The organism is Microcoleus sp. LAD1_D5 (assembly GCF_036702115.1).
Classification (GTDB): domain Bacteria; phylum Cyanobacteriota; class Cyanobacteriia; order Cyanobacteriales; family Microcoleaceae; genus Microcoleus.
In genome coordinates this window covers 25,168-47,863 of sequence record NZ_JAUBSA010000020.1, presented here as the reverse complement: position 1 = coordinate 47,863, position 22,696 = coordinate 25,168, and the positions used below count along the sequence as shown (strand labels likewise).

Here is a 22,696-nt window from a genome sequence, read left to right as displayed (position 1 = left end):
AATTTATTCTGCCTCTTCATCACCTTCTTTTTGTAACAGAAACTCACTGGTGAACAAATCAAAGTTATTAAGTCCAATAAACTTAAACTCCTCAATCTTCTCGCGTGAATTATAAATATTATGTAATTTGGCACTCCCAGGAGTTCGTTCAATCAATGACCAATATTTTAACGGAACACCATTCATAATAAACTCATCATTGGTAGTCATAATAAGTTGAATTAATCCTGTTTCAGCTTTTTTTATTAGAATTTTAATTATAGAGGAAGATCGTTGATAATCTAACCCTTCTCCAATATCATCAATCACAATACAACTAGGTTTACTCGCTAGTAAAGAGTAGTTAATTTGAATAAACAATGATAAAGCTCGAAACATTCCTTGTGAAATTTCGGCTTGTTCTGTCACGGAAGTTAAATCTGCTTCCTTAATGTATAGAGATTGTGGTAAGTCCTCTGAACTATCAGCAGCAGAAATATCGGAATTGATGGAAGATGGCACTTTTATTCCAACTTCTGATAACTGATAACCAATTTTCGTCATATCAGAGATAATTGCTTCTGTAAACCGCTCCCTAAATTCCTGTTTTCCCAGCACAAATATACCGACAACCGACCTAGCATCTTTGACCTTTATCTCATTTTTTGATAATTCTCGGTATCGGGGAAAGGGAGGAGCCCATATAAAATTCTTACCTAGTTCTGTTCCAAACTCATAAAATCTTAGGGAGTTAGACCATTGATATAATTTCTCTAAAAATGGATGCTGAATAGAGTCTCTACGCTTAACGACTGCGAGTTCTGTTTGGTCAGTTTGAAAGTTAATTTTTCGGTTAAGTTCTTTAGCCAATATAGTACCTTTGCCTGATTCATCCCTATTTAAAAGTTGCCGATCGCTTTTACTGCCTATAATCAATTTTTCTTTAATTACAAGACCTTTCTCTATTTTCAATATATATTCTGTTTTTTCTTCAGACCGCTCAATATCAAACAACAAACGCCATTCATAGCTTTTGGATTGTGGAAGAAGAGACCTACTATTTGATAGTAACTCTGACAGAGTATATATGGCCCTCACAATTTTTGATTTACCACTAGCATTTTTACCTACAATTAAATTTGTTTTGCTTAATTGCCATTTTTCGACTCGCCATTCATCAGGCAGACCTTTATTATACACATAGTCAAAAATATCTAGCTTCATAAATTTGTTACCTTTATTACAAAATTTTTATAACACTAAAATGAAACACTTATAATATAACACGCGATCGCCAATCTGAGAATTACCACCGCAGAAACACCTCGACCCCAGAAAGGTATAGAATACTTAGAATAGAGCAATCAATTTACCCACTATGACAGAAGACAAAACATTGACAACCGCTAGCGGAATTCCGGTTGCAGATAACCAGAATTCCTTGACAGCAGGTGAACGCGGGCCAATCCTCATGCAGGATTTTCACCTGATGGAAAAACTGGCTCACTTCAACCGGGAACGCATTCCTGAGCGCGTTGTCCATGCCAAAGGGGCCGCTGCATTTGGCACGTTCACCGTCACCCATGACATTACTCGCTACACCAAAGCTCATATATTCTCAGAAGTTGGCAAACAAACTCAGGTTCTCCTGCGTTTCTCTACCGTAGGCGGCGAACAAGGTTCAGCGGATGCCGAACGTGACCCCAGAGGTTTTTCGATTAAGTTCTACACCGAAGAAGGAAACTGGGATTTAGTAGGCAATAACACGCCTGTTTTCTTCATCCGCGATCCGCTCAAATTCCCTGATTTGATCCACACCCAAAAGCGCCATCCCCAAACGCATCTCAAAGATGCTGACGCAAAGTGGGATTTCTGGTCGCTGAGTCCAGAAGCTTTGCATCAGATAACTATTCTGTTTTCCGATCGCGGTACGCCGAAAAACCACCGCCACATGGACGGTTTTGGCAGCCATACGTTCAGCCTAATCAATGATCGAGGAGAACGGGTTTGGTGCAAATTCCACTTCAAAACCATGCAAGGTATTGATAATTTCACCGCCGAAGAAGCGACGCGGATCAAAGGCGAAGACCCAGATCATTCGACTCGCGATTTGTTTGAGGCGATCGACCAAGGTAATTATCCCAAATGGCGGTTTTGCATTCAAGTAATGACCGAGGCCCAGGCCGCAGAATATCGCGAAAGCCCCTTTGACTTGACAAAAGTGTGGAAGCATTCAGAGTTTCCGTTAATTGACGTGGGAATTCTTGAACTCAATCGCAATCCACAAAACTTTTTTGCTGAAGTGGAACAGGCGGCATTTTCTCCTTCTAATGTCGTTCCAGGTATTAGCTTCTCTCCAGACAAAGTGCTGCAATCTCGCATCATGTCTTATCCAGATGCTCAACGCTACCGTCTCGGTGCAAACTATCAGCAATTGCCCGTCAATCAACCAAAGTGTCCGGTGATGCACTATCAACGGGATGGCGCAATGGCACCGGGTAACAACGGTGGTAGCGGGCCCAACTACGAACCCAACAGCCACGAGGATGCCCCGAAGCAAAACTCGGTCTATGCTGACCCAGCTTGGGACTTAGGAAATGTCAAAGTCGATCGCTACGATCACCGTAAGGGCAATGACGATTACACCCAGGCAGGAGACCTCTATCGCTTGATGAAACCCGACGCACAGCAGCGGCTTGTCGCTAACATTGTGGAAAGTTTGGGTGCAGCAAAACCGGAGATTCAGATGCGCCAACTGTGCCATTTCTTCCGCGCAGATCCGAATTACGGCCGCCAAGTCGCAGAAGGTTTAGGAATTGCGATCGATCCGTCTATGATGCCCGCTGCCGCTCAACCGGTTGGTGTGTAGAACCTACGAACATTCAATTAGACATCTGCTTTTTAGCAGATGTCTATTGAAACTATGCGTGTAACAGGCACTCTTACCCCGCGTCTTAGGTGCAAATTAAATGCAGTACAGCTTAACGTCATGGAGTTGGGGGCGATCGCGATTTTTAGCAATTGTCTCTTGAAAAGGCACAGAACCAAGTAAAATAAATTGAGGAACTGCAATAAAAACCAAACAAGAGAAACCAAACTATGACATTACCAATTGGCTGTGCCGCTCCTCAATTTACCGCCACAGACACCAACGGCAACACCGTCTCCCTCTCCGAATTCGCCGGTAAAACCGTAATCTTGTATTTCTACCCCAAAGATGACACCCCTGGCTGCACCAGACAAGCCCAAAGCTTCAAAGCAGCTTATGAAGAATACAAGGGCAAAGATTTAGTAGTTCTCGGTGTCAGCCGAGACAACGAAGAATCGCACCAAAAGTTCACAGAAAAATATGGTTTGCCTTTCCAGCTATTAGCAGATGTTGATGGCACAATTACCAAAGCTTACGATGTCGAGAAAGGCGATTATGCCAAGCGCGTCACTTTCGTCATCGACGGCACCGGCAAAATTATTCAGGTTTATGAAGGGGAAACCATGAAAGTTGACACTCACGCTCAAGATATTCTTGTCACCATAGTTTAGCCGAAGTTTAGTCGAAATTTAGCCGATCGCACTAACACTCCTGCACGCACCAAACGGCTAAAAACCCGGTTTCTTACTAGATGCCTCGTTGCTATAAGCAATAAGCAATATTCTCCTAGAAACCGGGTTTTTTTCGTAAGTCCTGACTCAGCAAATGAGGGGTCAAGGGTACAGGGGGAAGTAACCTACTCGAACTAAATTCCTTCCCTCAAAACTTGCACCACAAATCCGCTCAACCAGGCATATATTCGGTTAAGGTGCTTATTGTACGCCTAAAGTTAGATTTGTGGCGCAACTCCCACCAATAATTAAAAACTTATACTGGAAAAGGCATTAACCGCCCGTAGGGTGAATCTAGGGGCGATTTTGTCCTGGTTCGAGTCATTGTGTTTGATAAAATCAGAAGTTATCCTTGCTTTAGCTGAATAACTAAGTAGGTAGAGGGATATATAATGACAACCAACAACATTATTTTGAGTTACTTAGGCCCGCGAGAAATAGAGGCCAATAGAGCCACTGTCTTAGTTGGCAGTTTTGACAAAAATCTAGTGGCAGCGATTTCAGCAGCAGAAGGCTCAAATGCGCTGAATGTGGAGATCAATCTCTCTAGAGGCTTTTGGAACATCAGTTTAGAAAAAGGATTCGATAGCGCAGGAACTCGCACAGTGCAGGTGAGGGCAACTGATAAAACCGGCAAAGTTATTGGCCAACAAACAATTAACATCAAAGTTAATCCTGCTTCTGTGTCACCCGCTCAATTCTTCACCTTAATTACTCTCACAGATACCAAATTCAAAGTCGGAACATTGCCCGCAAGCAATCTCAACAACCTGCAAAAAGCGGATATACCAGCAGGTAAAACTTATCAAATTAAGGACTACGAGTTAGAAGACGGTCACCTGAATGTTCAACTAAACAATCCAATTCCTCCGGTGGGAACCTCTGGCTTTTTCTACGAAAAACACGTACTTATAACCAAAGGCGCAAAAATTCTCATATTCGATCGCGCCGACTTGCCGGTTCCGCCGCCTGGAATGCAGTTACTGTGGGTGATCAAAAAGACCTGGTTAAAGTTTACCCCCGCAGATTCTGGAACTTTAGGATCAACTCAGAAATTACAATTTAACCCGGGAGAAACTTTCAATATTCTCGGCTACGCTTGCGTGGAAAACCATTTTCGAGTCGCTTTTGCTCGGGCAGTTCCTAACTTGGGAACTTCGGGATTTCTGTACTGGCAGCACGTCCAAATTTTGCGAGACGGCAGGGGAATTGAGTATGATAGAAATGCAGTTACGATGACAATCATCAAAACGACTGTGTTTAAAAAGCGCCCGCTAAATGCGGCTAGCCTGCCACCCGAAGAAAAAACTACCTTGCCGGCGGGAAGGATTTACGGAATTGCCGGATTCTCGATCGAACAAAGCCACATTAAAGTCTCGCTGACCGAGAATTTGCCGCAATTTGGCAATACGGGTTTCATTTATCCCGATTTTGTGCAATTCAGTCGCGGTGGGACATCTTTTAATCCCGCTGTGAATTTAACTTATCAAGGGCCGTCAGAAGTTTTGGTAAATCAGCCGATCGTCCTTCGGGGTACTTTTGACCGGCAACAAGCAGCAAAAATTGACGTGATAGCTGAGGATACATTTCCCCTAAGCGTCACGCTAAACCAAGAGACCAGCACTTGGCAAGTTAATTTGTCTAAAGGATTTAGCGTAGCGGGAGGTCGGTGGCTGAGGTTGCGGGCAACTGACAGCAAAGGCAACGTTACTGGCAGCCAAATAATTTACATTACCGTAACTTCCGATCCGCTAACTGTCGGGCGAGGTTTGACCTTAAAGATAGTTTCGGACACTTTATTTAAGGTAGCTCCCCTTGATTCTTCCCGGCTCAACAATCAGCAAAAAGTTTTTGTCAAAGCAGGCCAGACGTTGGCCGTTAGCAAATACGGATTTATGGACGGGCATCTCAAGGTGGTTCTGGATTCAGCAATTTGGCCGATCGGCACTTTTGGCTATTTTTATGAACCCGACGTTCAGCTTGCCAAAGGTACTCAAATCCTAAAATTTAACCTGGCTGACGTACCGAATAGCAACGTCAGCGCTCAACTGTTAGTAACTCAAACAACTCAGATTAAAGCTAAACCTGAAGATTCATCGAAACTGCCTGCCGATCAAATGGCTGACCTACTTTTAGGCACTACCTATGCCATTACTGGTTATGCCTGCATTTTGGGGCATTTCCGAGTAACTCTAGCCGAATCTATTCCCGGTTTCGGCAATATCGGATTTATTTATTGGCAGGACGTTAAAATTAAAAAAGACGGCAAAGAAGTTCCCTTTGACCCCGATGCTTTGACGATGACAATCCTGCAAGCAACTGTGTTTAAAAAACGGCCGGTAGATTCTGCTAGCCTGAGTAGTAGCGAGAAAACTACGCTGCCTTTAGGTCGAGTTTACGGCGTGAACAGCTACGGTGCGGAAGGATCTCACCTGAAAGTTTCCCTGACTGAAGAACTGCCGAATTTTGGCAATACAGGTTATGTTTTTCCTAGTTTTGTTCAGTTCAAGCGGGGAGATAAAATTTTCGATCCGGTTCCGAACAATGTGGAATTGAACGTGCCGTATTTTTCGCAGCGGGACAATCCGCGTTTTGACTGGTCTACTTGCAACGTAACTTCGATCGCGATGGTATTTTATTACTACGGCGTTCGTTCTCAGTGGGGCGGACAGTTGGAGGATGAGTTGTTGCAGTGGTGTTTCGACTATGCCGGCCAGGGTTCTCAAACGGATCACAGTGTGCTTTCGGCGCTGATTCAGGCCTACGAGTTTAAGACGAGTTTTAGTACGACTCGCACGTGGGCCCAGGTGCGATCGGAATTGCTGAATCGGCGGCCAGTAGTTTTAGCCGGAGATTTTACTGCGGCCGGTCACATTCTGACTTTAATTGGCTACAATTCTCAGGGTTATATCGTGCAAGATCCTTGGGGAAATGCCCTCACCGGTTACAGCGATACTGAGGGGAGAAAGTTGATGTATCCCTACAGTTATGTCAATCAAGTTGCTGGGCCAGATGGGAATGTTTGGGCGCATTTTATCTCTAAATAATCTTTTGAGGTGCGATCGAGATTGCGACTGTCGCTCCGGCTAGGGTTGGCAGTGCATTTGTGTCAATTTACAGCAGATTGCAGGTTTATAGGTACTATCAATATCCCCGTAGGGACACGGCATTGCCGTGTCCCTACCTCTATTAGATATATCGTTGGTATCGCAGTCTCGATCGCCGGCAATCAATATTACTTAATAATTTGAGCTATTTTCATGGGTAAAAATTTACATAGATTTCTGAAAAAAATGTTAGGTTTGGTACAAATTTTACACGATCTAATCAAAAGTCGATGACAAGTCGATGAGAACTCACTCAAGTTCTCAAATAGCCACCTGATTTAATAGCAATACGGTAGAAAGTCCGATCGACCCGATTTGGATATCCCCCCAGTTTTTGTAGGGGCAATCCCCCCGCGGTTGCCCTCGTGGGGGGTGGGGAGGCACCCTTGGCACTCCCAAGGTCGATCGAGGGACTATTTATCAATACATCTTTATCAAATCTTTACAGAGTTTTATGCAATCAAGCCTTATGGTTGATACAACAAATTTTCAGTCTTTTTTAAACCAGGAATTAGGTGGTGTGATGCCAAATTTTAATTGTCAAGTTTCAAGAAGTGCGATCGCCTTTATCGATTCTCAAGTTGAAGATTATCAAAGTTTGATTGCCGGAGTAACATCGGGTACGGAAGTAGTGGTTTTGGATGGGAACAGGGATGCGATCGACCAAATTACTGAAATTTTAGCTCTTCACACCAATATAGACAGCATTCACATCATTTCTCACGGTGCTCCGGGTAGCTTGCAACTGGGCAAAACTAGATTGTGTTCTGAAAATCTGGAAACTTATTCCAAACAATTTCAGCAGTGGGGAAGCGCTTTAAATCTGGGTGCGGACATTCTGATTTACGGTTGCAATGTCGCATTGACATCCTTCACCTTCATCCAGCGCATCGCCAAACTCACAAATACCAACGTTGCCGCCTCCAAAAACCTCACCGGAAGTGCAGCAAAAGGCGGCGACTGGGAACTAGAAGTCACAACCGGGAAAATAGCAGCCTCTTTAGCATTCCGGCCTGAAGTTCTAGCAGCATACAGCCACGTCCTCTCCACCTTCAGTGAAGCTAGGAACTATAATGTCGGCAACAATCCTGTTGACATGGGTACGGGCGACTTGAACGGCGACGGTTTCCTAGACTTAGCCGTGGTCAACCAGGGCTCCAAGAATATTTCCATATTGTTGGGGACGGGTACTACGGGCAGCTTTGGTACTGCTACCACCTTATTTGACCCAGGTAACGAGAATCCCAACGCCATTGCAGTGCGGGACTTTAATGGAGACGGCAAACTCGATTTAGCTGTAGGGAGTAATCCTGGTGGTTCTGACCCCGGTTACGTTTCCATCCGGCTGGGCACAGGTACTGGCAGTTTTGGTAATCCTACCAACTTCGCTTTAAACGTGTATCATAGCTCGATCGCAGCCGGCGACTTCAACGGAGATGGCAAGTTAGATTTAGCCACAGCCCCGAGGTTTGGCAACAACTTTTCAACAATTTCAATACTTTTCGGAGACGGTACTGGTAGCTTTGGCACTGCCGTTCCAATTAATACAAACAAACCAAAGTTTACTGTTGCCACAGCCGACTTGAACGGCGACGGCAAACTCGATTTAGTCACGTCGAACAATGAAGTAACTGACAACATCTCCGTTTTCTTAGGAGATGGTAATGGCAGCTTTAACTCCCCCGTTAACCTTAGCGCGGGTAATCTTGTTGGGAGAGAGAATCACTTTGTCGTCACAGGCGACTTTAATGGCGATGGCAAACTCGATCTCGCCGCAAGTAACGACTTTTCTGAGAATGTCTCAGTCTTTTTGGGAGATGGTACGGGTAATTTTGGTAATGCTAGCAACTTTGCTATCGGAAATCGTGCCTTTTCTGTGGTTGCAGGCGACTTGAACGGCGACGGCAAACTCGATTTAGCCACATCTACCGGTTCCAGCGAAGTTTCAATCTTGTTAGGAGATGGTACGGGTAAATTTGGTAATCTCAGCAACTTTAGTAAGATAGAGACTATCGGGGGAGCTCCGACTGGTATGGCTGCGGCAGATTTTAATGCTGACGGCAAGTTGGATTTAGCTACGACAAACAAAGTTACTAATGATGTCTCGGTTCTGCTGAATACATCGAATACAGTTAATTTCGGTGCGGCCACTTACAACGGCGTGGAAGGAACAACAGACACAGTAGTTAATATTCCCGTCACCATCACCGGTGGCACTCCCTTAAACGATGTAGTTGTGCCAATTATCCTCGACCCCACTAGCACAGCCACCCAAAATTCAGACTACACCTTTTCCCCTACTTCGATTACCTTCCCTGCTGGTTCAACAGGTGCTGCACTCACCAAAAATATTGCAGTTACTATCAAACCTGACAGTATCTCTGAAAACCCCGAAACCGCAATTTTCAACTTGGGCACAATTACCAATGGCATTGCGGGTTTCACAAAAACAACAACTCTAACTATTTCAGACCAGGTTTCTGTTGCTTATGCCATTGCCGCCGGTACTGCCAGCATTGACGAAGGCAATAGCGGCAAAAAACCTCTAACTTTCACTGTTACTCGCAGCAACGACACTAGCGGGGCAAGTAGCGTCAAATATGCAATAGCAGGAACAGCTACCAACGGCAGCGATTATAACAATATCGGCGGCACTTCTGGGGCAAAAACTGCTACTGGCACGATTAATTTTGTGACGGGTGAAACATCAAAAACCATCACTCTGGAGGTGTTAGGCGACACTACGGTTGAACCCGATGAAACTATTACCCTCACCCTGTCAAATCCCACAGGTGTCCCAGGGGTAACACCAATAATTACGGCTGATACCGCTACCACAACTATTATTAACTCCACTGCACCGACACCGCCGCCACCCCCGACTCCGACACCGCCGCCACCAACACCGACTCCGCCGGTACCCCCGACGCCGACACCGCCGCCACCCCCGACTCCGACACCGCCGGCACCCCCGACTCCGACGCCGACGCCACCCCCGACTCCGACACCGCCGGCACCCCCAACTCCGACACCGACGCCACCCCCGACTCCGACACCGCCGGCACCCCCAACTCCGACACCGACGCCACCCCCGACGCCCATACCACCAACGCCCATACCACCAACGCCCATACCACCAACGCCCATACCACCAACGCCCACACCACCAACGCCGACGCCAACGCCGCCGCCAACGGATAGCAACCGCCCGCCAGTTGTAAATAGTTCTGTCTTGTCGCAAGGAAGTTCTAAAACTGCCAATGAGTTGACCTTCGCTGCAAATACCGATACTGACCCCGATCCGGGCGATCGCATTAACTATACGATCTGTCTGGCAGATTTCAATGCTGTGAATTCGTCTGCGTACCGTTGGGAAAGCGATCTCAACGGCCGCAGCTATCGGAAACTAATCGATAAGTCAAGTTTTCCTGAAATTCCTCTCCCCTCATGGTTAACTTTCAATCCCGAAACTCGCACTATTAAGATAGGCGAAACTCGCCCGAAGAATTTTAACTACTGGCTGAAGGTAACGGGAACGGATTCATCAGGTGCTAGTGTTAGCGAAATCGTCCGGTTCAAGAGTTATAATTTCGGCGGTTTTGTAATTGACTCTTACATTGCTGGTTCTACTATCTTCTTAGATGCGAACAAAAACGGCATACTCGATCCTAATGAACCGTCTGCCATCACTGGCCCTAATGGTGAATTCGATCTGAATCTCGCCTCGGACATTTTCGACAAAAATCAAAACGGGGAAATTGATTCAGAAGAAGGCAATTTAGTTGCCACAGGAGGCACTGACACCGCCACAGGTTTACCCCTAGAAACACCAGTCACCGCACCACCAGATGCTACTGTTGTTACCCTCTTAACCACATTAGTTGCCGACTTAATCGACAAAGGAGTTACACCAGCCGAAGCACAATTTTTAGTCAAAACTGCCCTTTCCATCCCCAGTAATATTGACCTGACTAGCTTAGACCCGATCGACGCCACCAACAACAACCAACCGGGCGGTATCGCAACTTTATCCGCAATGGTGAAAGTCCAAAACTTCATCACTCAAACTGCTGCTTTGATTGACGGTGCTTCCAGTGCAGCAACTAAGGATATTGTCAAGGCTGTTGTCAGTTCAATTACGAGTCGAGTTCAATCCGGTACAGCTTTAAACCTCAGCAATGCAACAGATTTAGAACCAATTATTCAGCAATCTGCCGCTAAAATCAAGCAAATTGACCCCAGTTTCAACAGTCAAAAATTCACTCAAACTACCTCGCAAGCTGCGACTGTAATGGCAACAGCCAATCAACGTATTGATGCCGCTGTCTCCAGTACAACAACATCAATTCCTGAAGCAGTCGCCCGCGTCCAACAAGTAGCTTTGGGCGCAACTACTCAAGACTTAAAGGAAGTAACTGCGGGAACTAAGACAATTTCCCTGGTAGTTACTGAGAATACGGGTGCTGCTTTAGACACCAAAATTCAAGCTGTGACATTACCTGGTGGGATTGCGACTCCTGTTGTCACCGGCGATGCGGATTTGGGCAGCAATTCCCCCGATCGCATTCTCGGTACAAACGGCGACGATATCCTGACTGGCGGGAGCGCCAATGATGCTTTGATGGGCATGAGGGGCAATGATTACCTCGACGGTAGCCTGGGAAATGACTCTCTTTTCGGCGGCAAAGGTAATGATATTATGCTGGGAGGTAGCGGTGATGATGCCTTGTTTGGCAGCCGCGGTGCTGACGTTTTGAATGGTGGCGATGGTAATGATATTCTGCAGGGAGGTAAGGGTGATGATTTGCTGATTGGCGGTTTGGGAAGTGATATTTTGACGGGAGGTGATGGCAATGATAAATTCTTGCTATCTGCTAATTCTGGCATCGATACTATCTTGGATTTTGAGGATGGCCAAGATTTGCTAATACTCGCCAACAATCTCACTTTCTCCCAACTGTCAATTACTCAAGAAAACAGTTCAACTTTCATCCGTTTGTCAGCAACAGGTGAAATTTTAGTCTCTCTGAATGGGGTGTCTGCCAGCCTGATTAATGCTGCCAATTTCAATCTAGCTTAGAGGAGTTTATGAAGTGCAGGACACGGCATTGCCGTGTCCCTACGGGATCGATCTAAAATCCATTTCAGTTACTCTTGTGCTGAATTTTGCGTTTCGCTGCACCAATACCTAGAATGCAAAATCCGGCTAAAGTACCGAAGATAGTAGAAGGTTCCGGTACGGCTTCAGCAGATTCTTTTTCAAAAGAGCCTTGAATAGCGATCGCATCGTTAGCGCACTCGGCAAAAAAGTTAGCAATATAGTTCCCCGAAGGCATTGAGGATTTATTGAAACTGAATCCGATTGTTTGAGAACCTACTGCATAAAACTGAGCAAAATTAAGACCGAAGACGCTCAAAGTTGCTGGCGTTAAAAAATTGATTTCTCCTACTTTTGTACCAGTAGCTATTGAGTTGAGAACAGTCCAGTTTCCTGTTTGTTGAAAATAGGGGTCTGTAGCAGCTAAATCGCCCATTGATGGGGTTCCGCCTTGAGATGCAACTACCGTATTGAATTGATTTAAATTGCTAAAGCCAGAGTTAGTTTGAGTGACGCTTTTAGCGGTAACATTCGTGTAAACGCCTGTTGTCGCCACGCCGGAGTCATTTCCTTCGGCAAAGCGGATACCAAACAAGCTGCCGTTTGCGTTAGCTGTATTGAAGTTTTGACCGGAAAAATTGAAGAATAAATCGCCGTAGTTGATGTTGCCTCTTTGAGCTAGTGGGTCGGCATATCCTGCTAAACTTAGATTAGAATTGATGGCGATAAAAGCTGTATCTGATGTTTCTTTGATGGCGATGCCATAAAATTCAAATTCCCCGCCGCCGATTTGGGGTCCTGTCACGCCGTCGTTGAAGGAATCGATCGCATAATTCCACCCGTTAGATAGGGTGGCTGCTGTAGCTTTTTGTTGCGGTATTGCGAAAAGGGTACAGAAAATAGCCACTGAGTAAGTCCAGTGGATGCGGTTTTTAGCAATGGATTTCATAAAATGCTCCCTGGGAATCATTGTTAAATTGTCCAGTCTGATCGATCGACTATTCTTAATTTTGAGTAAATCATATATTGCGGCTGAATATATTAAAATATTGCTAAAGTTGGGTCGGGCAATTGCATCATGTTAAATAGATTGCTTAAAACACCCAACCAATGCCAGTAACTAAATATAGGACTTATGCAGAGTATATAGTGTGCCTGGGTCAGTCCTGTATAGGTAAAAATAATTTTCATAAATTGTCTTTCATCGCCAGCCCTGTTCAATCTACCTCTCCAATAATTATTGTGGAACAGGCATCCTGCCTTTTCAAGACAGGCTTTGCTTGAGATGTCTAATAATTATAATTACGTTGGTTGGGATGACTTCATGCCTCAAACTCCTCAAATGCCGATCGCGCACAACAACTTTACTAATATTACCATCAGCGTTCCACCCAACAAACTCTCATGAATCAGCACTTTTTCTGTAAGTGCCGCCCAAAGCGAGAATTGGAGAATCAAAAAAAATCATACGGCAATAGCGATCGCACGTTTTTAAAACATCCAATCAACTTCCTGCCCTACATCCGCTGCAGGCATCGTGGGTTCCTTCTAACTCGGCCGGTGGTTTCTGCACTCTTATGCGCTGCAGAAATCAATCAAATTTTTAAATGCTGTTAATATATCGCCGACAGTTCGTTGACAATCTTGACTCTTCCCTTAATCACAGAACGCAGCAGGCGGTTGATCGAATGTCTATATTCATCGTCGAGAGAGTCGTCCAAAACAGCGGCCATCAAGCCGTAGCGATCGGCTAAAGTCAAACAACCCGTATCCGTAACAGAGGCAAGCATTTCGGAAATAGCGCCGGGGATAAGTTGAACTAAAAACATGAGACGTTCCCTGAATTCGATGCTTATATCATCTCTCGTTCTCCGAAAATTAATAGTGATGCTGGCATAGCACATAATGTGATGTTTTGAGGCAAACTGTGTGACAGCGACCGCTCTAATGTTGTGACGATCTCGTTTTAAGTCTGCGATCGCAGTCACAAAATTAATCTTAGATATTCCAATACCCCCTCTTCCCTCCTAAATCTAAAGATTTAGAGAGATTTTTCGGTTTTGTGGGCGTCTTTACCCATTTCCCATGTATAAAACGCATCGGGCCTATGCGAAATATTCATAAAACTCAATCTTTTGTAAAAATAGCTACGAATATTTACAATCGTGGGCTTTACATTAGCTCATAACAAAGGTGCATCGAAACGCAGCGATCGACCGAATCATCGGTAGCAACTATAACCATAAATAGTTTGGCGACGTTCGAGCCAGCGCCCAGTCAAGCTCAAATGTACAGAAGACCAACCATGCTTAAAAGAAATTCCATCTAGTAACTAAATATACAGTTTTAAATCCATACAGTCACTAAGGTTAGCAGGAAACACACACTTTATGCTCCAAGTCAATACCTCCCCACACCAGCCAGCAGCGAGGGTAAACCGATGACCCAAACAGTAGAACCCAAAGCCCAAGCGAGCCTGAACAAGTTTGAAAAACTCAAAGCCGAAAAAGATGGCTTAGCATTAAAAGGCGAACTCGACCACTTCGCCGCCATCGGCTGGGAAGCAATGAACGAAACAGATCGCGAGCACCGCCTCAAATGGCTCGGCATCTTCTTTCGGCCAGTAACCCCCGGCAAATTCATGATGCGCCTGCGCTTGCCCAACGGCATCATTACTAGCAATCAAACCAGAACGCTAGCAGAAATCGTCCAACGCTACGGTGACGAAGGCAGCGCCGACATCACCACCAGACAAAACCTGCAATTGCGCGGAATTCGCATCGAAGATGTACCCGACATCTTCCGCCGCCTCAAAGAAGCGGGCATGACCAGCATCCAGTCTGGCATGGACAACGTACGCAACATCACCGGTTCCCCAGTCGCGGGCCTGGACGCCGACGAACTGATAGATACGCGGGAACTGGCGAACCAAGTCCAAGACATGATTACGAACAGCGGCGAAGGCAACCCCGCGTTTTCAAATTTGCCGAGAAAGTTTAATATTGCGATCGCAGGCTGCCGCGACAACTCAGTCCACGCAGAAATCAACGACATCGCCTTCGTACCCGCTTACAAAGACGGCAACATCGGTTTTAACGTTTTAGTCGGCGGTTTCTTCTCCGCCAAACGCTGCGAAGCTGCAATTCCTCTCAACGCATGGGCAAGTCCCAGCGACGTTGTAGATTTGTGCAAAGCAATTTTAACTGTGTTTCGCGATCAAGGCCCAAGAGCAAACCGCCAAAAATCGCGGCTGATGTGGCTGATTGACGAACTCGGAATCGAACAATTCCGAACCGCAGTCGAACAAGAATTAGGTCGCACTTTGCCCGCCGCCGCGCCTAAAGATGAAATCGTCTGGGAAAAACGCGACCACATCGGCATCTACCCCCAAAAGCAATCAGGGCTCAACTATGTAGGGCTGCACGTTCCAGTCGGACGGCTGCAGGCATCCGATTTGTTCGATTTGGCCAGAATTGCCGAGGTTTACGGCAGCGGCGAGCTCAGGCTCACTGTCGAAGAAAACGTGATTATTCCCAACGTTCCCGACTCGCGGATGGAATCGCTGGTCAAAGAACCGCTGTTGCAGCGTTTTTCCATCGAACCCGCACCGCTGACGCGAGCCTTGGTTTCCTGCACTGGCGCCAAGTTTTGCAACTTCGCCCTCATCGAAACCAAAAGCCGATCCGTGGCAATGATTGAGGAACTCGATGTCGAACTGTCACTTCCCAAACCGGTCAGAATTCACTGGACGGGTTGCCCCAATTCCTGCGGTCAACCCCAGGTAGCAGACATTGGTTTGATGGGAACAAAAGTTCGCAAGAACGGCAAAACCCTAGAAGGTGTAGACATTTACATGGGAGGCACAGTTGGCAAAGACGCTCATTTGGGTGCTTGCGTCCAAAAAGGCATCCCTTGCGAAGACCTCAAACCGCTGCTGCATCAACTGTTAGTCGAGCAGTTTGGGGCAGTTCCCAAAGAAATTACAGGGGATGTAGCTTTGCTGAACCGGCAACTGCAATTGACGGTTGAGGAGGGCGAAACGGCAGTCTCGGCAGCCAAACCTCAGACATCTACTGTCATTTTCGCTCGATCGGGCAAAGAAGTTGCTTGCAGCGAAGATGAGTTCATTCTCGATGTTGCCGAACGGGCCGGGGTCGAACTTGACAGCAATTGCCGGTCGGGAAGCTGTGGCACTTGCCAGCAGAAACTCCTAGAAGGCCAAACAGTCTACGACAGCAAACCAGACGCTGCCGCAGACTTAGAACCAGGGTTCATTTTAGCTTGCAGCGCGCGGGCGATCGGCAAAGTGTCGATCGACGCCTAATCTAATAATGTGAGATGCGATGCGAAGGTCGCGAATCAATCTCACATCTCACATTTCCACCATCTCAAAGTACAACAACAATTCAAGACAAATGAGCAACCTTTCTAGAAGAAAATTCATCATCACCGCTGGAGCAACAGCAGCCGGCACCCTCCTAGCCCACGGTTGCAGTTCCAGTTCCACCACATCTAACGGAGGTGCCACCCCCGCAGCCGGCGGCGCATCACCCACCGCCGCCCCAGCAGTCAACATCAACCCCGCCGACGCCCCAGAAGTTACCGCAGCCAAACTCGGATTCATCGCCCTCACCGACGCAGCACCCTTAATCATCGCCCAAGAAAAAGGGTTATTTGCCAAGTACGGCATGAAAGACGTACAAGTTACCAAACAAGCATCTTGGCCAGTTACTCGCGACAACTTAGAACTCGGTTCCGAAAAAGGCGGCATTGACGGTGCCCACATCTTATCCCCGATGCCTTACCAAATGACATTAGGCACTATTACCAAAGGCAATCAGCCAGTGCCGATGTACATTGTCGCCCGGTTAAATACTAACGGTCAGGCAATTTCCCTGAGCAAAAAATACCTAGATTTAAAAGTAGGTACAGACAGCGCACCTCTGAAAGCAGCTTTTGGTAATCAAAATGTTCCTATTGCTATGACCTTTCCCGGCGGCACCCACGACTTGTGGATACGCTACTGGCTAGCAGCCGGCGGTATTAATCCAGATACAGATGTTTCCGTGATTCCCATTCCGCCGCCCCAAATGGTAGCGAACATGAAATCTGGCAGCATGGAAGCCTTTTGCGTAGGCGAACCTTGGAATGCTCAGCTAGTTACTCAAAAGGTAGGATACACCGCCTTAGTAACTGGAGAAATGTGGAAAGATCATCCTGAAAAAGCTTTAGGTTTAAGAGGAGATTGGGTTGACAAAAACCCCAAAGCTGCAAAAGCAATTACAATGGCCGTACTGGAAGCCCAGCAGTGGTGCGACAAGCCCGAAAATCACGATGAAATGTGCCAAATCATCTCTCAAGATAAGTGGTTAAAAGTTCCAGTAGCAGATATTATCGGTCGCTCTAAAGCTCAAATTGACTACGGTACCGGCCGCATTGAAGCTGCCAGCCCTGTGGCGATGAAATTCTGGGCTGATAATGCTTCTTATCCCTACAAGAGTCACGATGCTTGGTTCTTAGCTGAAAATATTCGGTGGGGTTATATCCCGGCCACTACCGACATCAAAGCAACCGTTGATAAAGTTAACCGCGAAGATATTTGGAAAGCAGCAGCGACAACACTTGGCGTCCCCGCCGCCCAAATTCCTACTACCACTTCTCGCGGTGTCGAAACCTTCTTTGACGGTGTGAAGTTTGACCCAGAAAAACCAGAAGAATATCTGAAGACTCTGGCAATCAAAAAAGCATAATTAGTGGGTTGAGTGTTGACAGTTGACTGTTGAGAGTTGACCAATTTTTAAATTGAGTGGAGTTGGGTTTTCTAACTCAACCCACCCCAGACACGGTGAACACTTCAAAGTATCTACAAATAATCGATTATTCACAATACTGCAAAAAGAAAAATGGCAACAAACCTCGCTGTTACTAAAAGCAAAAATCCAGTAAATTTCGTTCTGGATCAGGTTCAAAAAAACCGCCGCAAAATCATCCGCCCGCTGGTAGCAATTACAGTTCTGCTCATAATCTGGCAAATCCTCTGCAACAGTCCAGAGTCCAGCTTGCCGGGGCCAATCAAAGCCGTCCAAGAAAGCTGGAATCTGATTATTAATCCTTTCTTCGACAACGGCGGTACAGACAAAGGCTTGTTCTGGCAAATTTTGGCTAGCTTGCAGCGGGTGGCGATCGGCTTTACTTTGGCAGCAGTTCTCGGCATCAGTTTAGGAATCCTGATCGGCACAAACTCCCTAATGTTCGATGCTTTAGACCCGCTGTTTCAAGTATTCAGAACTATCCCGCCCCTGGCTTGGCTGCCGATCGCCCTGGCCGTATTTCAACAGTTCAATCCCTTTGAAGGCATGGGGGTGAAAGCTAACGAAGTTTCAGCACTTTTCGTAATCTTAATTACCGCCATTTGGCCGATTCTAATTAACACCACAGTAGGCGTTCAACAAATACCCCAAGACTACAGAAACGTCGCCCGCGTCTTGCGCCTTCCCAACCAAAAATACTTCTGGAAAATCCTGCTGCCTTCTTCAGTTCCTTACATCTTCACTGGCTTGAGAATTGGTATCGGTTTGTCTTGGCTGGCGATCGTAGCTGCGGAAATGTTAGTCGGCGGCGTCGGCATCGGCTTCTTCATCTGGGACGCTTACAACAGTTCTCGACTCAGTGCAGTGATTCTAGCAGTGCTTTATGTAGGAATCGTCGGTTTGATTTTAGACAGAATCGTTGGTTTCATTGCTTCCAAAGTTGTTCCCGAAGAACAGAAATAGGATTTGGGAATGGGGAATGGGGAATGGGGAATGGGTGATTAGTTATTAGGAAGCGGGAATAATTATATATGCCCAATGCCCAATGCCTAATGCCCAATTCCCCATTAATAATTAGCATCTAGAAATTAGTAACTAACCTAAAATAGCCATGTCAGTATTTGTTGAAGTAGACCACGTTGACCGCGTATTTAACTTGCCCAATGGAGAGCAATACATCGCTCTTAAAAATATCGAACTGAAAATTAAAAAGGGAGAATTCATCACCTTAATCGGACACTCTGGCTGCGGCAAATCTACGCTGCTAAATATCATCGCCGGTCTCGACAAAGCAAGTCAGGGCGGGATTACTTTAGAAGGACGCGAAGTCCGCGATCCAGGCCCGGACAGAATGGTGGTGTTTCAAAATTATTCGCTGCTACCTTGGCTGACGGTGCGCGAAAATATTGCCCTAGCAGTAAATGAAATTTACAGCGGTAACTCTCAAGAAGATCGCGAGTTGGTGATCGAACACCACATTAAATTGGTCGGACTCGGGCACGCCGCCGACAAACGCCCAGGCGAAATTTCTGGGGGGATGAAACAAAGAGTTGCGATCGCCCGCGCCCTGGCGATTCGCCCGAAATTGCTGCTGCTAGACGAACCCTTCGGAGCTCTCGATGCTTTAACTCGCGGCGGTTTGCAAGACCAGTTGATGAAAATTTGCGAAGAAAGTAAAGTCACCAGCGTGATGGTAACTCACGACGTAGATGAGGCTTTATTACTGAGCGATCGCATTGTGATGCTCACCAACGGCCCGGAAGCGCAAATCGGGCAAATCCTCGAAGTGAACATCCCCCGCCCCCGCAAGCGCATGGAAGTTGTCAACCATCCGAGTTACTACGCGCTGCGTAACGAAATGGTTTACTTCCTCAACCAGCAAAAGCGGGTAAAACAGCGCCGGGCCAAACAACAACCGCCTGTGATCGCCCGCAACGGCCTGGAAAAAATCAACCTCGACATCGGCTTTATTCCCCTCACCGACTGCGCCCCCTTAGTGGTAGCCAAAGAAAAAGGATTCTTCCAAGCCCACGGCTTGGAAGAAGTCACCCTCAGCCGCGAACCAGGCTGGAAAGCGATCGCCCAAGGAGTCGCCGAAGGACGGCTGGACGCGGCGCAAATGGTCGCAGGAATGCCGATCGCCATGCTATTGGGCATGGACGGTCAAGCCCCTGTACCCGTCTGTAGCGCCCTCACGCTGTCCCGCAACGGCAATTCAATTGTTTTCAGCAAAGACCTTTACAAACAAGGCATTCGGACATTAGAGGATTTCAAAGCTGCGATCGCCAAGAGTCCCGATAAAGTTCACACCTTGGGCATGGTACACTCGGCCTCCATGCACAATCTGCTGTTCCGCTACTGGCTGGCCGCCGGCGGCATCGACCCTGACCTCGACGTGGGCTTGACCGTGATTCCGCCCCCGCAGATGGTATCGAATTTAAAAGCAGGCAACATTGACGGCTACTGCTCAGGCGACCCATGGAACTCCCACGCAGTCAACAGTGGTACGGGTTTTGTCATGGCCCGTTCCCTCGATATTCTGCCCGGACACATCGAAAAAGTTCTCGGTGTTAGTGAAGATTGGGCTCAGAAATATCCTCAAACCCACCTCGCCCTCGTCAAAGCGCTTTTGGAAGCCTGCGACTACTGCGACGACCGCCGCAACCGCGAAGAAGTCCTAGCATTGATTAGCCAAGAACAATACATCGGCGCCGATCCGAAAGACATCCGTCCAGGGTTCATCGATCCGTACAACTCCGGTACGGAGGCAGAACCAGAAATGCTCTACAATTTCAACCAGTTCTCTGTTGACAAAACCAATTTTCCAGACCGCCTAGAAATGGTGTGGGTGATGGCGCAGATGGCTCGGTGGGGACTCATCCCGTTCCCGAAAAACTGGGTGGAAGTGGTCGATCGAGTTTTGCGGCCCGATGTTTTCGGTCAAGCCGTGCGTGAATTGGGCTTGCCGGATATTGCCAGAGATCGCCGGACGATCGAGCTATTTGACGGCACTGTGTTTAATCTCGACGACCCGATCGACTATCTTCACAATGTCAAAATCAAACGCGCCGTCCGCATTGAAGAAATCTTAATTGAACAAATAGGCAGTCAGTGTTCCATCAAACTGCCAGCTTAGCCAGCAAATAGGAAGAGGGAATGAGGAGCAAGAAATCAGGAAACAAGACTCCACATTTTCCGCTTCCTAAGTCCCTAATTTCAAATTCTCAATCCAAAGTTGTCATGTCTAATTCCTCAACCCAAAATCCAAATCCTGAAAATATGCAAACTCTAAAAACCCCGCAAACAACCACAGTTCAAACGCCCAAGCAAGACTTTCTTACTATTAAAGACGTATCGAAAGTCTACGAAACTCCTAAAGGCCCTTACGTCGTTCTCGACGGTGTAAACCTGACTATTAATGAAGGCGAATTTATTTGTTTGATCGGTCACTCTGGCTGCGGCAAATCAACTTTGCTGAATATGATCGCGGGATTCAACGGGCCGACAAACGGAGAAGTAGCCCTGGAAGGTTCGCAGATTACTGAACCAGGCCCCGATCGCATGGTGGTGTTTCAAAACTACTCGCTGCTACCGTGGCTGACTGCTACAGAAAATATTCACCTCGGCGTGGAAAATGTTTACCCGGAAAAGTCCGCAGACGAACACAATACCATCGTCAAGGAACACTTGGAATTAGTGGGACTCACCGAAGCTTGTAACAAAAGACCGGGCCAATTGTCCGGGGGGATGAAACAGCGGGTGGCGATCGCCAGAGCTCTGGCAACTCGCCCTAAACTGTTGATTTTGGACGAACCTTTCGGAGCTCTAGACCCGATTACCCGAGAAGAGTTGCAGGAAGAATTGCTGAAAATTTGGCGGAAGGAAAAAATTACCGTCATTATGATTACTCACGATATTGATGAGGCTTTGTTTTTGGCTGATCGCATCGTGATGATGACCAACGGGCCTGCTGCTTCCATCGGCGAAGATATGCACATTCCGTTCAGCCGTCCCCGCAACCGGGCGCGGATTATGGAAGACCCGAAATACTACGAACTGCGTAACTTTGCTTTAGAGTTCCTGTTTTCTCGCTACGCGCACCACGAAGAAGGTGAAGCCACGGACTCGGAGACAGAAGCTGTCGCGCTACCGATGCCATTACCTGCTAGCAAAAAGCCTGGGGTTGCTGACAGGTCGATCGCACCTGCACCTTTTGTGCATCATACTGCCGAAGCCCCAGAAGCCTCGTCGATCAAACGCGGCATCCTGGCAGCCTCGTGGTTCGTAGCAATGGTTACTTTAGCTGCCGTCAATATGTCGGTTGTTTCCAGCCAGCTAAAGCAAGCGAAAGTAGAAGAAACTGCACCGCAGGCGGCGACTGCGGCGGCGGTTGTGAGTTCTCCCCCCAGCCCGCAAATCCCAGTAAGTTCGATCGCACCGAATGCTAGTCCTGCACCCATCGCTGCTGCTGCAAGCCCTGCACCCATTGCTGCTGCTAACAGCGCCGTCGCGCCCATTGCAGCCACCACTGCCACATCAGAGATTTCTGACCAAGCCGAACTCGATGCGATCGGACAGAAGTTGTATGCACAAATCGACGAAAAGTGGCGTACAACTCCGACATTTACCGAAAGTTTGACTTATCGGGTCAAAGTCAAACAAAACGGCGATATCCTCCAGTTCGATCCCACAAATAAAGCAGCTAAAGATTTCGTCAAAGAAACTCCTCTGCCAGTTTTGCAAACTCCTGCAGATGCCAGCGCAGGTACTGAAAAAACTGCTGAATTTCAAGTAACTTTTAGCCCCACCAACGGCGGTGTGTTTCAAGTTAAAACAGAGAAGTAGGCGACATAATACTCCCGCACTAAATCTCGGATTGGTATTAACAACCAGGTCAAAAGTAGTACCTGGGCGCTATTTGAGTCATGCAAGAATTCTTCCTCGCTCCCCATAGTGGGGGTGACAAGATTTAGGGCTGGAGTACCTCTGTTTGAGAGGGATTTAGGAGCAGCGATCCACTGACTACAAACCAGATGGCTCGCGAGTTGTAGTAAGAGAGCGGTTAATTTGAAGTGAGGGTATTGTCCGTTGCTGTGAAGCAT

General features: G+C 47.0%; 13 protein-coding genes. 10 read left to right on the top strand and 3 right to left on the bottom strand.

Going from position 1 to position 22,696, the window contains the following annotated elements:
- Nucleotides 1-3: 3 nt before the first annotated feature.
- A complete protein-coding gene (locus tag QUA70_RS11275) occupies nucleotides 4-1,203 on the bottom strand; it encodes an AAA family ATPase (protein WP_333349358.1) in 1,200 nt (399 codons plus the stop codon).
- Nucleotides 1,204-1,357: 154 nt separating this feature from the next.
- Here QUA70_RS11275 and QUA70_RS11270 point away from each other — a divergent pair, with 154 nt between their 5' ends.
- From QUA70_RS11270 to QUA70_RS11255, 4 genes are all read left to right on the top strand, one after another.
- Nucleotides 1,358-2,848 carry a catalase gene (locus QUA70_RS11270; RefSeq protein ID WP_333349356.1) on the top strand — a complete coding sequence of 497 codons (1,491 nt, stop codon included), beginning with the start codon at nucleotides 1,358-1,360 and terminating at the stop codon, nucleotides 2,846-2,848.
- A 230-nt stretch (nucleotides 2,849-3,078) separates the two neighbouring features.
- Nucleotides 3,079-3,519 carry a peroxiredoxin gene (locus QUA70_RS11265; RefSeq protein ID WP_333323916.1) on the top strand — a complete coding sequence of 147 codons (441 nt, stop codon included), beginning with the start codon at nucleotides 3,079-3,081 and terminating at the stop codon, nucleotides 3,517-3,519.
- A 452-nt stretch (nucleotides 3,520-3,971) separates the two neighbouring features.
- On the top strand, nucleotides 3,972-6,626 hold the full coding sequence (locus QUA70_RS11260) for a C39 family peptidase (RefSeq protein WP_333323918.1): 2,655 nt from the start codon (nucleotides 3,972-3,974) through the stop codon (nucleotides 6,624-6,626).
- A gap of 583 nt (nucleotides 6,627-7,209) precedes the next feature.
- On the top strand, nucleotides 7,210-11,766 hold the full coding sequence (locus tag QUA70_RS11255; RefSeq protein WP_333410414.1) for a DUF4347 domain-containing protein: 4,557 nt from the start codon (nucleotides 7,210-7,212) through the stop codon (nucleotides 11,764-11,766).
- A gap of 64 nt (nucleotides 11,767-11,830) precedes the next feature.
- Here QUA70_RS11255 and QUA70_RS11250 read toward each other — a convergent pair whose 3' ends face one another.
- A complete protein-coding gene (locus QUA70_RS11250; RefSeq protein ID WP_333349739.1) occupies nucleotides 11,831-12,733 on the bottom strand; it encodes an XDD3 family exosortase-dependent surface protein in 903 nt (300 codons plus the stop codon).
- Nucleotides 12,734-13,069: 336 nt separating this feature from the next.
- On the opposite strand from QUA70_RS11250, the gene QUA70_RS11245 reads away from it, so the two are divergent.
- Nucleotides 13,070-13,192 (top strand): hypothetical protein, encoded by a 123-nt coding sequence (locus QUA70_RS11245; protein WP_333323925.1) that lies wholly within the window; start codon nucleotides 13,070-13,072, stop codon nucleotides 13,190-13,192.
- 205 nt (nucleotides 13,193-13,397) lie between these two features.
- On the opposite strand, the gene QUA70_RS11240 is transcribed toward QUA70_RS11245, so the two are convergent.
- Nucleotides 13,398-13,613 carry a hypothetical protein gene (locus tag QUA70_RS11240; protein ID WP_333323927.1) on the bottom strand — a complete coding sequence of 72 codons (216 nt, stop codon included), beginning with the start codon at nucleotides 13,611-13,613 and terminating at the stop codon, nucleotides 13,398-13,400.
- Between the two features lie 611 nt (nucleotides 13,614-14,224).
- Between QUA70_RS11240 and QUA70_RS11235 the strand changes: the two genes are divergently transcribed.
- From QUA70_RS11235 to QUA70_RS11210, 5 genes are all read left to right on the top strand, one after another.
- The gene (locus QUA70_RS11235) at nucleotides 14,225-16,108 is read left to right on the top strand and encodes a ferredoxin--nitrite reductase (RefSeq protein WP_445251664.1); all 1,884 of its coding nucleotides are present in this window, start codon (nucleotides 14,225-14,227) and stop codon (nucleotides 16,106-16,108) included.
- A 91-nt stretch (nucleotides 16,109-16,199) separates the two neighbouring features.
- Complete coding sequence (locus tag QUA70_RS11225; protein ID WP_333349737.1) at nucleotides 16,200-17,534, top strand: CmpA/NrtA family ABC transporter substrate-binding protein; 1,335 nt, start codon at nucleotides 16,200-16,202, stop codon at nucleotides 17,532-17,534.
- A 153-nt stretch (nucleotides 17,535-17,687) separates the two neighbouring features.
- Complete coding sequence (gene ntrB / locus QUA70_RS11220) at nucleotides 17,688-18,557, top strand: nitrate ABC transporter permease (protein WP_006632842.1); 870 nt, start codon at nucleotides 17,688-17,690, stop codon at nucleotides 18,555-18,557.
- 148 nt (nucleotides 18,558-18,705) lie between these two features.
- The gene (locus QUA70_RS11215) at nucleotides 18,706-20,730 is read left to right on the top strand and encodes a nitrate ABC transporter ATP-binding protein (RefSeq protein ID WP_333323931.1); all 2,025 of its coding nucleotides are present in this window, start codon (nucleotides 18,706-18,708) and stop codon (nucleotides 20,728-20,730) included.
- A gap of 104 nt (nucleotides 20,731-20,834) precedes the next feature.
- The gene (locus tag QUA70_RS11210) at nucleotides 20,835-22,439 is read left to right on the top strand and encodes a nitrate ABC transporter ATP-binding protein (RefSeq protein WP_333323933.1); all 1,605 of its coding nucleotides are present in this window, start codon (nucleotides 20,835-20,837) and stop codon (nucleotides 22,437-22,439) included.
- Nucleotides 22,440-22,696: the final 257 nt, after the last annotated feature.

What these genes read in the sequence shown, in the direction of transcription:
- QUA70_RS11275 (WP_333349358.1), bottom strand. Translation starts at nt 1,203, where the DNA reads ATGAAGCTAGATATTTTTGACTATGTGTATAATAAAGGTCTGCCTGAT.
- QUA70_RS11270 (WP_333349356.1), top strand. Translation starts at nt 1,358, where the DNA reads ATGACAGAAGACAAAACATTGACAACCGCTAGCGGAATTCCGGTTGCA.
- QUA70_RS11265 (WP_333323916.1), top strand. Translation starts at nt 3,079, where the DNA reads ATGACATTACCAATTGGCTGTGCCGCTCCTCAATTTACCGCCACAGAC.
- QUA70_RS11260 (WP_333323918.1), top strand. Translation starts at nt 3,972, where the DNA reads ATGACAACCAACAACATTATTTTGAGTTACTTAGGCCCGCGAGAAATA.
- QUA70_RS11255 (WP_333410414.1), top strand. Translation starts at nt 7,210, where the DNA reads ATGCCAAATTTTAATTGTCAAGTTTCAAGAAGTGCGATCGCCTTTATC.
- QUA70_RS11250 (WP_333349739.1), bottom strand. Translation starts at nt 12,733, where the DNA reads ATGAAATCCATTGCTAAAAACCGCATCCACTGGACTTACTCAGTGGCT.
- QUA70_RS11245 (WP_333323925.1), top strand. Translation starts at nt 13,070, where the DNA reads ATGTCTAATAATTATAATTACGTTGGTTGGGATGACTTCATGCCTCAA.
- QUA70_RS11240 (WP_333323927.1), bottom strand. Translation starts at nt 13,613, where the DNA reads ATGTTTTTAGTTCAACTTATCCCCGGCGCTATTTCCGAAATGCTTGCC.
- QUA70_RS11235 (WP_445251664.1), top strand. Translation starts at nt 14,225, where the DNA reads ATGACCCAAACAGTAGAACCCAAAGCCCAAGCGAGCCTGAACAAGTTT.
- QUA70_RS11225 (WP_333349737.1), top strand. Translation starts at nt 16,200, where the DNA reads ATGAGCAACCTTTCTAGAAGAAAATTCATCATCACCGCTGGAGCAACA.
- ntrB (WP_006632842.1), top strand. Translation starts at nt 17,688, where the DNA reads ATGGCAACAAACCTCGCTGTTACTAAAAGCAAAAATCCAGTAAATTTC.
- QUA70_RS11215 (WP_333323931.1), top strand. Translation starts at nt 18,706, where the DNA reads ATGTCAGTATTTGTTGAAGTAGACCACGTTGACCGCGTATTTAACTTG.
- QUA70_RS11210 (WP_333323933.1), top strand. Translation starts at nt 20,835, where the DNA reads ATGTCTAATTCCTCAACCCAAAATCCAAATCCTGAAAATATGCAAACT.